We start from the raw sequence: 13,445 nt of genomic DNA, 5'->3' as shown, positions 1-13,445 counted from the left end.
GCTTTGCCGGCCGTCTGCCCATTCAATCCGTGCCATGTCTCCTCCAGTTTTCTACGATCACATTCACCACCATCGCGGCCGACGCCGCGCCCGGGTCCATGTGCCCGATGCTGCGTTCACCGAGACGCGACGACCGACCCTTGGTCGCGACCATCGCGATCGTCGATTCGGCGCCCGCCGTTGCCGCCTCGCCCGCGCGCGTCATGATCTCGCGCACCGGCAAGCCCTCCTCCATGCCGTGTTCGATCGCCTCCGCAGCGGGCGCCCAGGCGTCGACCATGGTCTTTTCGCCGACTTCGGCCCGGCCGCGCGAGCGGATGCCTTCTGCCATCGCGACGATCAGGCCTGGCGCCTCGTTCAGTGGCAGTGCCTGCCGCGCACCGGCAAGCTTGGCCGCACGCATGAACGCGGTGGCATAAAGCGGTCCCGACGAAGCGCCCACCGCGTTCAGGAAACCCTTGGCCGCCGCGTTCAACTGATCTGCGAGCGTGGCGTCCGCCGGCAGCACCTCGATCGCTTTCGAGGCGGCAGTGAAGCCCTGCTCCATGGCGATACCGTGGTCCGCGTCGCCGATCGCGCCATCGAGCCGGCACAGCTCGTCGCGCGCCTTCGCGATGGCGTCCGCGAGTTCGCGGAACAGGCGCGCCATATCGGCGGTCGTCAGCGCGGGCGTCATGCAGCCCTCTGCTGAAACATCGCGCATTCGCACGGGTGATCGATGAGGCGCTGAAGTTCATCGTCCAGATGCATCACGGTGATCGACGCGCCCGCCATTTCGAGCGACGTGCAAAGCGGCCCGACCAGCGTGCGATGCACCACGAGCCCCGCATCCTTGAGCCGCTGCGCCACGCGGCGGTTGAGGATGTACAACTCCATGAGCGGCGTGGAGCCGAGCGAGTTCACGAGGACGGCAACGCGATCGCCCTTTGCGGCGTCCATCTCGGCGAGGATCGCATCCATGATTTCGTCGGTGATCGCGTCGGCCGTGCGCAGCGTCTCGCGGCGCATGCCCGGCTCGCCGTGAATGCCCATGCCGATTTCCATTTCACCGGCCGCGATCTCGAAGTTCGGACGCCGCGTTTGCGGCAGTGAGCACGGCGCGAGCGCCACCCCCAATGTGTAGGTGCGCGCGTTGGCATGACGCGCCACGCGCTCCACCTCGTCGAGCGGCATCATCAGATCGGCAGCGGCGCCCGCCGCCTTGAAGATGAACACGTTGCCCGCCACGCCGCGGCGCGTTGCGCGCTTCTCGCGCGGCGCCGAGGCGATGTCGTCGGTCGTCAGCACCGTGCGCGCCTCGACGCCCTCGAGTTCGAGCATCTCGGTGGCCATGTCGAAATTCATCACGTCGCCGGCGTAGTTGCCGTACATGAACAGCACGCCCGCGCTGCCATGCGCGGCGAGCGCGGCATCCACGGCAGGTTGCGGCGGCGGCGACGCGAAGACGTTGCCGATCACCGCCGCGTCGGCCAGCCCCTTGCCGACGAAGCCCAGAAACGTCGGCTCATGGCCCGATCCGCCGCCGATCACGAGCGCCACCTTGCCGGCGCGCGGCCCGTTGCGTGCGACGATCGCGCGCGGCGCACTGTCGTTGCGCGTGAGCAGATCGCCGTGGGCAGCCATGATGCCTTCCAGCATCTCGTCGACGGCGGCGTCGCCGTCGTTGATCAGTTTCTGTGTCCTCGCGCCGTGCATCGTCGGATCTCCTCAGATATTCAGATCGGCAACGCCGGAATCGAAATGCGGCGCCCAGAACGCCACGGATTCGGCGATCTGCTCGACGACCTGGCGGTCGGTCGGCTCGCGCTCCTTGAACGACAGCTCGAGGCAGATCTCGTTGTCGCGTCCACCGCCTTCGTGCAGCGCCTTGATCAGCGGTTCGGGCTGAATGCGGCCGCGCGCGTTGAACTCGGCGGTGAAAGGACGATGACCGCCCTTGTCCATCAGCGACTGCTTGATGTGAATGATCGGCGACACCCGCGGCACGGCGCGCGCCCACGCATACGGATCGAAGTCGTCGGGATTGGGGCTCGTGACGTCGCCGTGGTCGATATCGGCCATCATCCACATGGGAATCGCCATGTTCGCGGCGCTCAGCTTGTCCTGCAGCGCCATGCACGCGGCGATGGTCTCGCCGAACTCGCGGCCGATCGACATGGGTTCCCAGAACACGTATTTCAGCCCCGCCGCCTTCGCATGTTCGGCGACTTCGGCCCAGCAATCGATCGCGGTTTGAATCAGCGCATCGCGGCGCGCCCGGTCGTCGAAGTCTTTGTAGGTGAAGATGGCGAACTGCGTGCCGATCGAATCGCCGCCCAGGTCGGCGGTGATATCCGCGAAGGTCTTGAACCAGTCGACGTAATAGCGGCGTACATCGGCATCCGGATGACCGAAGTGATTCAGCCGCCCGTATGGCCCCGTCATGCCCGACGTGATGCGCACGCCGGTACGCGTCATCGACGCGCGCATCTCGCGCGTCAGCCTGCGTGTCGTTGCTGCCGGCCACGACGGATTGATGAACTCGTGAGTCAACTGCACGTCACGGATCTTCATGTCGTGCGCAATGGCATCGATCAGGTCGGCCGGCTCCGCGAAGCGGTTCACCAGCGGATTCGTGTTCAGTGCGAGTGTGAATGCCATGTTCGTCTCGTGTCCTATGGGTTGCCTCGGGGTTGGGGCCCGCCTGCTTACGCGGATTTCCTGACGAGGCCGTCGAGCCAGACGCCGAAGGCGGCCTTTTGCGCGGCGCTCATGTGCAAGCCGTGCTTGGTGCGCCGCGTGAGCAGGTCGTCGGCCGACTCAGCCCATTCGTTAGCCATCAAATAACGTGCCTCCGCCTCATAGAAGCTCGGCCCGAATTGCTGGCCCAGACCGGCAAGCGAGGTCGCGCCGTTGATCACCCGGGCCGTCAGCGTGCCGTGCGTCTGCACGTAATAGCGCAACAGGTCACGCGGCAGCCATTCGTACTGCGCCTGAAGTCTCGCCATGAAACGCGGCACGTCGGCGCCTTCGATGTCGCCACCCGGCAGCGTCGCGGCTGCGGTCCAGTCCGCGCCCATCTTCGGGAAGGTCGGCTGCAGCTTTTGCAACGCGTGCTCGGCGAGCTTGCGGAAGGTGGTGATCTTGCCGCCGAAGACGTTCAGGAGCGGAGCACCACCGCTAACGTCGAGGTCGAACACGTAATCGCGCGTGACCGCCGACGGATTGCCCTTGCCGTCGTCGTAGAGCGGGCGCACGCCCGAGAATGTCTCCACGATGTCCTGCTTGCGCAACGGATGCTTGAAATAGCGGTTTACCGCCGAGAGCAGATAGTCGATCTCGTCGTTCGTGATCGCCACCGTTTCCGGCGCACCATCCCAGGCGACGTCGGTCGTCCCGATGAGCGCCTTGTCGCCTTCGTACGCGTTGATGAAAATCACGCGCTTGTCGTGGTTCTGCACGAGGTAGGAATGCGGACCTTCCCAGAACTTCGGCGTGACGAGATGGCTACCCTTGACGAGCCGCACCTTGCGCGTCGACTGCGCGCCCGCGCGCCCGATCACTTCGGAAACCCAGGGTCCGGCCGCGTTGACCAGCGCCCGCGCGCTCACCACCCGCGTCGCACCGTTGCGCGCGTCGCGCAGTTCCACGCGCCACGTCCCGCCCTCGCGCCGCGCCGAAACGAACGCGGTGCGCGTGAGCACTTCGGTGCCGCGCCGGGCGGCATCGACGGCGTTGAGCACCACCAGGCGCGCGTCATCGACCCAGCAGTCGGAATACTCGAAGCCTTTGCGGTACTCGTCCTTGATCGGCGCTCCTTCGGGGTTACGCCACAGATCGAGCGAGCGCGTGCCCGGCAGCTTCTTGCGGCCGCCAAGATGGTCGTACAGGAACAGGCCCGTGCGCACGAGCCAGGCGGGACGATCGCCGGGACTGTGCGGCAGCACGAAACGCAGCGGCCAGATAATGTGCGGCGCGGCGTTGAGCAGCACTTCGCGCTCGATCAGCGCCTCGCGCACGAGCCGGAATTCGTAGTACTCCAGATAACGCAGGCCGCCATGAACCAGCTTGCCGGAACGCGACGACGTGCCCTGCGCGAGATCGTCCTTCTCGCACAGCATTACCGACAGCCCGCGGCCCGCCGCATCGCGCGCGATACCCGCGCCGTTGATGCCGCCGCCGATGACACACAGGTCCACCATGTCCTTCTCGCTCATCTCACGTTCCATGTTCGACGTTAGTTGAGGCTTGCGGAAACTGGCCGATGCCGGGATTTCAGCAATCGGGCCGTTTCCGCCCACGTCGGCACCAGCGCCTCGCGTGCCTTGCGATACGCGGGAAAAAGTTGCGCGTACAAGCGGGTCAATTCCGCATCGGGCGACTCGGGCCGTCCCAGCAGCGGCGTCACCCATTCGGCGATGCACGCATTCATGTTCGGGTACACGCCGAGCGCAACCGCAGCCATCATGGCCGCACCGGCCGCGCCCGCTTCCTCGCGGGTGGAGATCCGCGTGGGCGCGCCGACCACGGCGCCGAGCACGCCGCGCAACGCGCGCGAACGCGTCGCTCCGCCGGTCAGGCGTAGCTCGTCAGGCATGGGTATGCCCATCGACGTGTAGCAGTCGCGTGCGGCCATTCCGAGCCCTTCGACCACGGCGCGGACCAGGTCCGGATAGCGGCTTTCGCTCGTCAGTCCAATGAAGTCCGCACGCGCGTTGGGCTCGACAAACGGCCCGCGTTCGCCCGCATCCGAGATATACGGGTGATACAGCAGCGAGCCCGGCCGCCCTTCCTGCAGCCAGCCGTCGATGCATTTGATCCGGTCGCTGCGCGAGAGGCTCGTGCCGAACTGCGTGAGCAGATCGCAGGCGAGATTGAGCACCCAGTCGACGTTCAGCGTGGCCGCCATGTTCGACTGCACCTGCGCCGACATGCCCGGCAACGGCAGCGCGATGACATAGCCCGTGCCTTCCGCGTTCAGATGCACGTTCTCGTTGCGCATGGCCCGCATGTGCATGCCCGTCGAGCCGACGATCGAGCAACTCGCGCCCGCCGCGCCTTCGGTGTGGATGCCCGCGCCCAGCGCCGTCAGCACGATATCGACGAAGCCGAGAGACACGGGCGTACCGGCCAGCAGGCCCGTCTCGGCTGCGGCCTGCGCAGAGAGGGGATGCGTGTGTTCGGTCCCGTCGATAATCTCGGGCAGCAAGCCGCGCCGCGCGCTCAGGCCGAGTGCGTCGATGACCGCATCGTCGTAGCGGCGCGTGCGAAAGTTGCCGTAGGTGAAGCTGGCCTCCGACGGATCGGTCGCGCGCACGCCGGTGAGATTGAGATACAGCCAGTCCTTGCAATGCAGCGCGACTTCGGCGCGCGCCAGCACGTCCGGCATCGTCGCGGCCATATGCGCGATCTGCGCGCCCTGGCTGCATGCGGCGAGCCCGGTGCCGGTCGCCTCGAAGCGCGCGCGACTTGCGGGGCCTTCCTGCAAGGCGCGCACCGTGTTCGCGGCGCGCGCATCGAGCCACAGCCAGGCGTCGCTTGCGGGTTGATTGTCCGCACCGACGAGCCACGTGCCATCGCCCTGGCCCGTGACCGCCAGCGCCTGCGTGCGCTGCGCGAGGCCCTCGACCTGCTCGCCGAGATCGCGCAAGGTCTGCGCGCAATCGGCCCAGGTTTGCGCCAGCGACTGGGTCGCCGCGCCATCGGCGCTGGTCGTGTAGCGATTGGGCAGCGAGGCCACGGCAATCTGCCGTCCCGACAAATCGAAGGCCACGGCCTTGATGACCGAGGTGCCCGCGTCGATGCCGACGAGGAGATCTCGTGCCGCGTTGCCCGTGACTGTGCCCATGACCTTGTCCATCACGGCGCTTCCGTCGCGACAGGGTCGCCATTCAGCGCCAGCGCCGTGGCCTCGTCGGTGATCAAGCCGCTAAGGAGTCCGCTCTTCAGGACGGCGCGGATGGCCGCGATCTTCGACGCGCCTCCGGCAATGGCCACAATGCGCCGGCTCGTCAGATCGGCCAACGGAGGCGCGACCGTGCGCGCCGCCAGCGACGTTTCGACGGATTCGCCGGCGTCGCTGAAAAAATGGCCGAGCAGTTCGCCCTTGCCGCCCTTGCTGCGCACTTCCTCGATTTCGGCCGGCTCGATCATCTGCGACGCGACAAGCTGCGCGTCCTCGTCCACCGAGCCGATGCCGACGACCATCAAATCCGCATGCGCCGCGAGATCGAATACTTCGCGCACGCCACGCTGCGAGAGCAGCACCTCGCGATCCTCCGCGGTATTGGCGAAAAACGGCAGCGGCAGCACGTACGACACCGCGCCCGTCTGGTCGGCGAGCTTGTGGATGACGTCGTACGGATTCGCGGTGTACTTGCGCGTCACGCCGCCGAGCAGCGACACGAAACGCACCGTGCCTGCGTCCATGCGCGGGATGTTCGCGACCACGGCGGCGAGCGTGCGCCCGTGTCCGATGCCGATCACGCCGTCCTGGCGCGCCGCGATCTCGCGTTGCAGGAAGTACGCCCCCGCGACCCCCAACGCACGCAACGGCAAGTCGCCTTCGTGCAGATCCGGCACCACTTCGCAATAACTCAGGCCATAGCGCTGGGCCAGTTCGGCTTCGAGCACGACGCACTCGGCGACATCGCCGTCGATCGTGAACTTGATCGCGCCGCTCTGATTGGCGCGCGTGATCAACCGGTGCGCCTTGACGCTGCTCACGCCGAGTCGGGAAGCGACATCGGCCTGGGTCTGCCCGGCTGCGTAGTGCAACCAGGCCGCGCGTATCGCAAGGCTGTCCTCGGCATCACGCTTTCCGGCGATTTTCGTCATGTTGTCTCCATGCACCCACGAAAAGTGATATTTTTTTCGTGTGTTGAAATTTATTTCAGTGACCCCAAGGTAAGCATTCCTTTCCCCGGCTGCCATCCGCGATAACCCTGGGTGGTCTTCGCCTGCTCGATGGGCCGAAAGGAAGCTGTTGCAACGCATCAAAAAACAGCATGGAGACACGATGGAGCGCTATTTACTCGGCGTCGACAGCGGTTCGACCGCCACCAAGGCCGTCGTCTTTGACACATCCGGACGCACCGTCGCGGTGGGAAGCCGGCGGGTCGAGCAGCGCCAACCGCGCGCGCGACACGTCGAACGGGACATGCAAGAGGTTTGGGCAGCGGCCTGCGGCGCCATCCGCGATGCGTTGCACGAGATTCCGCCGGACTCGATTGCGGCCGTGGGCGTGACCGGGCACGGCGACGGGCTCTATCTCGTCGACAGCGCCGGCGCGCCGCTCGGACCGGGTGTACTGTCGCTCGACAGTCGCGCATTCGAGGTAACCGAGCGCTGGCGTGAGGCAGGCGTGCTCGAAAAAGCGCTGACGCTGACGGGACAGCAGCCCTATCCCTACGCCGCGGTGAGCCTGCTGAAGTGGATCCAGTTCAACGAGCAAGAGCGCTTTGCGAAGATCGGCCACGTGCTCTTTTGCAAGGACTGGCTGCGTCTGTGCCTGACCGGCGTGCCGGCCACCGATCCGACCGAAGCGAGTTCGTCCTTCACCGATGTCGATACGCAGACTTACAGCGACGAAGTCCTGGCGCTCTACGGCCTGACGTCGATCGGTCATGCGCGGCCGCAGATCATCGCTTCGGCAGCGCCCGCCGGCCGGGTCACCGCGCGGGCCGCCGCGCAGACCGGGCTGAAGGAAGGCACGCCGGTTGCCTGCGGGCTGCACGATGTCACGTCGAGCGCGCTCGGCATGGGCAACATCGAGCCGGGTGTTGTTTCGATTACGGCGGGCACGTTCAGCATCAACGAAATCCTCTCCGATCGACCGCAACGGGATCCGCGCTGGTCATGCCGCAATGGCACGCGCCCCGGCCAGTGGTTGAACATGTCCATCTCGCCTGCTTCATCGAGCAACATCGACTGGGCGTTGCGCGAACTCTTTCAGCACGAAACGCAGGAAGCCGCGCGGCGCGGCTGCTCGCTGTTCGACCTGATCGGCGACGAAGTGCAAGCGGCCTTCGCGGAGCCGAGTTCGGTCATGTTTCATCCGTTCCTGTTCGGCTCGCCGTTCGAGCAACCGGCGAGTGCGTCGTTCTTCGGCATACGCTCGTGGCATCGTCGCGCGCATCTGGCGCGGGCCGTGCTCGAAGGCATGGTGTTCAATCACCGTTGGCACGTCGAAGCATTGACGAGCGCGTTTCCTGCGCGTCGGGCCGGGCTGACTGGCGGAGGCTCGTCGAGTCCCCTGCTTGCCCAGCTATTCGCCGATGTCCTCGGCGTCGCGATCGATATTCCCGAGAGTCGGGAGGCCAGCGCGCTTGGCGCTGCGCTCTGCGCCGGTGTCAGCGTGGGCGTTTTCGCCTCGCTTTCCGAAGCGACCGCGCGCGCGTGCCGGGTCGCGCACACGTACGTTCCGGACACCCAACGACATGGCCAACTCGACGAGGCGTATGCGCTCTGGTCGCGGCTAACGGCAGCCATGCAGCCTTTGTGGCCCGCGCTCGATCATGCGGCCATCGCGCACTGAAAGGGGAGCGCAACGATGACAGAACGAAACCGCAAATTCTTTCTCGACCGCGTGAGGCAGCGGCCGAAGGTCAGCGTGTTGATTGTCGGTGGCGGCATCAACGGCGCGGGCCTCTTTCGCGACCTCTCATTGCAAGGCGTCGACTGCCTGCTGATCGACAAGACGGATTTCGCTTCGGGGGCGAGCAGCGCGCCGTCGCGGCTCATCCATGGCGGCGTGAAGTACCTCGAAACCGGCGAGTTTCGCCTCGTGGCCGAATCCACGCTGGAGCGCAACCTGCTGCTGAAAAACGCGCCGCACTTTGTGCGGCCGCTCGAAACCGTATTGCCGATTCACTCGTACTTCGGCGGCATGATCGCGTCCGCGCGCCGCTTCTTCGGCATGAAGGCAAAGCTCGCCGATCGGGGCGCGGTCATCTCGAAGATCGGTCTGGCGATGTACGACTTTCTCGGCCGGCATGACCGCACGATGCCGCGGCACCGTTTCGCGCTCAGAAAGCAGTCGCTGCAGAGCCTGCCGCTGCTCGATCCTGCGATCAAGGCGACTGCCACGTATTACGACGCCAAAGTGACGCAAGCCGAACGGCTGAACTTCGAACTCGTCGCCGATGGTCTCGCTGCCTGCGAGCACGCTGCCGCAGCCAATTACGTGAGTGTCGATCACGTGGAGAGCGGCGTCGTATGGCTGCGTGATCTCGTGACGCAAGAACGCATTGCCACGGAGCCCGCGATCGTCGTCAATGCGGGCGGCGCGTGGATCGACAGCGTCAATGCTGCGCTCGGGATCGAGCGGAAATATATCGGCGGAGCGAAGGGGTCGCATTTGATCGTCGACCATCCCGAGCTCCATGCGCAACTGCGCGGCCGCATGGTGTACTACGGCTCGAAGGACGGTCGCATCTCGCTCATCTATCCGTTTATGGACAAGCTGCTCATCGGCTCGACCGATATCCGGGTCGACGATCCGGACGGCGTGCGCTGCGAGGACGACGAGGTCGCCTATATGCTCGGCGTCTTGCGCGAAGTCTTTCCCCGTGTGGATCTCAAGCAATCGGATATCGCCTTCCGCTATAGCGGCGTGCGGCCACTGCCTTATTCAGACGCTGCGAATCCGGGCGATGTGAGCCGCGATCATGTGGTGCACGTCGATCACCTGCCGGGTACGCAGATCTCGGTGCTGTCGCTGGTGGGCGGCAAATGGACGACCTTTCGCGGATTTGCGGAATCCGTCGCCGACGATGTGCTCGGACGCCTCGAACGCTCACGCAGGATCAGCACGCGCCACGAGCCGATCGGCGGCGGCCGTGATTATCCGCACGATGCAGGCAAACGGGACGCGTGGATCGGCGCGCTCGCACAACGCCACACTCTTCCGGCCGCACGGGCCGAGACGCTTTTCGCCCGCTATGGCACAGCGGCTGCGGCGGTCGCCGCGTACTGCGCGCATGCGCAGGACGGACGCGCGGATCATTCGCTCACGGGCGAGGCGGCGTATACGACCCATGAAATCCGATACCTTTGCGAGCAAGATATGGTGACGCATCTCGCGGATCTGGTGTTCCGCCGCACGACCATTGCGATCTCAGGGCATCTGACGAACGCATTGTTGCTGGAAGTCTCCGCGATTGCAGCACAGGCGCTAGGATGGGATTCGGCACGCACGCTGCAGGAAATTGATGCGACGCGTGAAACTGCGTGTGAGCGGCATGGAGTTGTGCTTTCCAGCGGCGAGATTGCAACCCGGAATATTCACTAGTGATGTCCGCACAAGTGCCAGCCTGTCTGCCAATTCGGCTAGCATGCCTTGACCGCTTCAACGCAATTCGTTGAACTCGACGTGTCCGCCCTTCATCACCAGCGGAATGTGATCGCCCTGGCCGCCGAGGCAGCTCAGGTCGCGCAGCGGATCGCCATCGACCACCAGCACGTCGGCATAGGCGCCCGGTGCCAGGCGTCCCAGCTTGCCCGTCATGCCGAGGATTTCGGCGCCGATGGTGGTGGCGCTGCTGATGATCTCCCCAGGCGTCAGGACTTGCGCGCGAATCGTGAACTCGTCGCTTTGCATGCGATGCGATGGGCCGAGCAGATCGGTGCCAAAGCCCATCTTGACCCCGGCGCGTTTGAATATTTCCAGTGACTGCAAGCCGGCCTCGCGCACGATGTCGATCTTGGCCGCGCTCTCGGGGGGCAAGCCGTAGCGCTCCCCTTCCAGATGCAACGCTTCGTAGGCCACCAGCGTGGGCACCGCGTACGCGCCGTGCTCGGCCATCAGCGCGGCGGTCGGTGCGTCGATCAGATTGCCGTGCTCGATGGTGCGTACACCGCAGCGCACCGCACGCTGCATCGATTCGGGCGTATAGGCATGCGCCATCACGTAAGTGCCGCGCGCGTGGGCTTCGGCGACGACCGCGCGGATCTCGTCCTCCGAGTAACCGAGCGCGCCGACCGGATCGGTCGGCGACGCGACCCCGCCCGAGGCCATGATCTTGATCTGGTCGGCGCCCATCTGCAGTTCTTCCCGCACGGCCCGGCGCAACGCGTCGACGCCATCGACCACGCGGCTCAAGGCCCCGACGCGCACGCAGCAGTTGCACGGCGCGTCGCCGACGATGAAGTCCGAGCGCGCGCGCACGTCGCCGTGGCCGCCGGTCTGGCTGAGCGCGCGCCCGGCAACGAACAGGCGCGGCCCCTGAGCGAGGCCCATTTCGATCGATTGCTTCAGCGCGAAGCCGGCGCCCCCCGCATCGCGCACGGTCGTGAATCCGCGCCGCAAGATGCCGCGCATGATCGGAACCGCCTTGAGGGTGACGAATACGTTGGGCATCCTCGCCTGGGCCGGCAAGTCGAACTGCGTCGCGACCATATGCGCATGCAGGTCGATCAGGCCCGGCATGATGGTCTTTCCTGCGAGATCGATGATCTGCGCGTCGTGCACGTCAATCGGCTGTGTCGACATTGCCTTGATCGTGTCGCCTTCCACCAGCAGATTGTGGCCCGGCTGCAAAGCGCCTTGCAGCGGATCGAGCAAAGCACCGTTCTTGAACAGGATGCGGTTCATACGTTCCTCCTTTGGTTGCCTCGCGCGAGCGTGTCATGCGCCGACTCCGAGCGCTTCATGCGCATGGCGGCAATTTCTTCGAGCGAGCGGCCGCGCGTGGGTACGCCCATGATCAGAACGGCGAGCGCGCCGATGATCAGCACCAGCGTCGTGGCGCCAAAAACCCCGCCAAAGCCCAGGCGCGGGTAGAGATAGCCAACGAGGATCGGCGCGGCGATCGCGCCCAGGCGCCCGATTGCCGAAGCGACGCCCATGCCGGTCGCACGAACGTCGGTCGGGAACACTTCGGGCGTGAAAGCGTAGACACCGGCATACGTGCCGTTCATGAAGAACGACAGCAGGAAGCCCGCAGTCAGGATTTCGGCATTGCCGTGCGTGAGCGCGAGTCCCAGCGCGGAGAGGCCGCCCAGGGCCATGTAGCTCGCGATGGTGGCCTGGCGGCCGATCTTTTCATTGAGCCACGCACCCGAAAAATAACCGGGGATTTGCGCGAGGTACATGACGAGCGAATACGAAAAGCTGCGCGTGATGGTCATGCCGCTTTGCACCAGCAAACCGGGAATCCACGTAAAGAACGCGTAGTAGCTGAACGTGATCGACAGCCACATGAGCCAGGCCATCGCGGTAATGCTCGCCAGTTCGCGCGACCAGAGCGCCTTGAGATTGCCGAGCGGCGTGCCGCGCCCCGCGGTCGCCGGCGCGGCTGGCTCGTGCGGTTGCAGCGGTTCGAGCTGCAAGCCGTTGGCGCGCACCTCCGCTTCCATTTTGTCGACGATCGCCTCGGCTTCGGCGGTTCTGCCGCGCGTATCGAGCCAGCGCGGGGACTCCGGCAGCGCACGCCGCCACCACAGCAGCATGACGACCGGCAGCGCGGTGATCACCGAGACGACGCGCCAGGCATCGGGTGCCAGCGGGATGACCAGATAACCGAGTACGGCGGCGGCGACGAAGCCGAACGAAAAGAACGCCGCCAGACTGCCGGTGAACGTGCCGCGATACTTGCGCGCCACGAACTCGGAGAGAAACGGCGCCACGATGGCGCTTTCCGCGCCGGTGCCAACGCCGGCTACGATGCGCATCGCCATGAAGAACGGCCAGTCCTGCGCCCCGGCGCTAATGAGCGAAGCGATGCAGTAGATGATCAGCGCCCACACCATGACCGTGCGCCGCCCGATCACGTCGCCGAGGATGCCGGCGAGCGCGGCGCCGAAGAAATACCCGATGAAGGTGCCGCTGCCGAGCACGCCGGTCTGTACGCTGCTCAGATGCCACTGCGTGCGCAGCACCGGCAGCATGAAGGCCAGCACGGCGGCATCCATCGCATCGAACACATAGCCCAGCCCTCCCAGCCACAACAATCGCCGATGAAAGCTCGAATACGGCATGCGTTCTATGCGTGCTGGAATCTTCGACATGGCTTGCCTCCAGAAGGGGGAGTGGCGTGGCGCCGGGCAATGTCAGGCGAGTATAGGGAGCCGAAATAGACGCGTCTTGACAACAAACCGCACCGAACATGCGGATTCCAGCACAGCGGCACACCCCGCGCGCGGAGCGGCTGAGTGTACGGCTCCAGCGGGCCCAGGAAGTGCGCTATCGCCTCGACAAAAGCCTGATACAGGCGGGTCGTTCGCCGGCATGCCGCCGGCTTTCGTGGCCGTGGCCGAATTCGATCCCTTGCGTGACGATGGCAATTTTTACGTCGAGCGGTTGCATGCAGCAGGCGTTGCCGCGCAGTTTCATCTCGGGCGCGGATTGCTGCATGGCTGCATGCTGCCTTGAGTCGTGAAGGATGCCCAATAAAACGGGCGCTCATTCTTCTTCACGAATCGGCGCATCGGCTCCTGTATTCACTGACGCCGTCGAATACGTAACC

General features: G+C 65.4%; 11 protein-coding genes. 3 read left to right on the top strand and 8 right to left on the bottom strand.

Translation table 11 applies throughout. The features are described 5' to 3' along the window. Positions 1 to 22: 22 nt before the first annotated feature. Genes dhaL through BFD71_RS26035 form a run of 6 tightly spaced genes read right to left on the bottom strand, consistent with a single transcriptional unit; the run spans position 23 to position 6,816 of the window. Entirely contained in the window at positions 23 to 676 is a 654-nt protein-coding gene (dhaL, locus tag BFD71_RS26060) for a dihydroxyacetone kinase subunit DhaL (protein ID WP_069267207.1), read from the bottom strand. Beyond that, the gene (locus tag BFD71_RS26055) at positions 673 to 1,695 is read right to left on the bottom strand and encodes a dihydroxyacetone kinase subunit DhaK (protein ID WP_069267206.1); all 1,023 of its coding nucleotides are present in this window, start codon (positions 1,693 to 1,695) and stop codon (positions 673 to 675) included. Before BFD71_RS26055 ends, dhaL begins: the two co-directional genes overlap by 4 nt. Before the next feature lie 12 nt (positions 1,696 to 1,707). Beyond that, positions 1,708 to 2,640, bottom strand: coding sequence for a sugar phosphate isomerase/epimerase family protein (locus tag BFD71_RS26050; protein WP_069267205.1), 933 nt, complete (start codon positions 2,638 to 2,640; stop codon positions 1,708 to 1,710). Positions 2,641 to 2,687: 47 nt separating this feature from the next. After that, entirely contained in the window at positions 2,688 to 4,196 is a 1,509-nt protein-coding gene (locus BFD71_RS26045; protein ID WP_069267204.1) for a glycerol-3-phosphate dehydrogenase, read from the bottom strand. A gap of 20 nt (positions 4,197 to 4,216) precedes the next feature. Further along, positions 4,217 to 5,839, bottom strand: a complete 1,623-nt coding sequence (locus BFD71_RS26040) for an FGGY-family carbohydrate kinase (RefSeq protein ID WP_218108676.1) — start codon at positions 5,837 to 5,839, stop codon at positions 4,217 to 4,219. Beyond that, positions 5,839 to 6,816 (bottom strand): sugar-binding transcriptional regulator, encoded by a 978-nt coding sequence (locus BFD71_RS26035; RefSeq protein ID WP_069267203.1) that lies wholly within the window; start codon positions 6,814 to 6,816, stop codon positions 5,839 to 5,841. Before BFD71_RS26035 ends, BFD71_RS26040 begins: the two co-directional genes overlap by 1 nt. A 181-nt stretch (positions 6,817 to 6,997) precedes the next feature. Here BFD71_RS26035 and BFD71_RS26030 point away from each other — a divergent pair, with 181 nt between their 5' ends. Together BFD71_RS26030 and BFD71_RS26025 are read left to right on the top strand one after the other, a co-directional pair. After that, positions 6,998 to 8,515, top strand: a complete 1,518-nt coding sequence (locus BFD71_RS26030) for an FGGY-family carbohydrate kinase (RefSeq protein WP_069267202.1) — start codon at positions 6,998 to 7,000, stop codon at positions 8,513 to 8,515. Positions 8,516 to 8,530: 15 nt separating this feature from the next. Then, positions 8,531 to 10,270, top strand: coding sequence for a glycerol-3-phosphate dehydrogenase/oxidase (locus BFD71_RS26025; protein ID WP_069267201.1), 1,740 nt, complete (start codon positions 8,531 to 8,533; stop codon positions 10,268 to 10,270). 57 nt (positions 10,271 to 10,327) lie between these two features. Here the strand turns inward: BFD71_RS26025 and BFD71_RS26020 are convergent, their stop codons facing one another. Together BFD71_RS26020 and BFD71_RS26015 are read right to left on the bottom strand one after the other, a co-directional pair. Next, complete coding sequence (locus BFD71_RS26020; RefSeq protein WP_069267200.1) at positions 10,328 to 11,572, bottom strand: metal-dependent hydrolase family protein; 1,245 nt, start codon at positions 11,570 to 11,572, stop codon at positions 10,328 to 10,330. Beyond that, entirely contained in the window at positions 11,569 to 12,987 is a 1,419-nt protein-coding gene (locus BFD71_RS26015; protein ID WP_069267199.1) for an MFS transporter, read from the bottom strand. The genes BFD71_RS26020 and BFD71_RS26015 overlap by 4 nt, the downstream gene beginning before the upstream one ends. Here BFD71_RS26015 and BFD71_RS39420 point away from each other — a divergent pair. Then, entirely contained in the window at positions 12,956 to 13,351 is a 396-nt protein-coding gene (locus BFD71_RS39420; RefSeq protein WP_083245492.1) for an alpha/beta hydrolase fold domain-containing protein, read from the top strand. The genes BFD71_RS26015 and BFD71_RS39420 overlap by 32 nt on opposite strands. The last annotated feature ends 94 nt before the right edge of the window (positions 13,352 to 13,445 follow it).

The organism is Paraburkholderia nodosa (genome assembly GCF_001718195.1).
Lineage (GTDB): Bacteria > Pseudomonadota > Gammaproteobacteria > Burkholderiales > Burkholderiaceae > Paraburkholderia > Paraburkholderia nodosa_A.
This window is presented reverse-complemented; position numbering and strand designations above follow the sequence as displayed.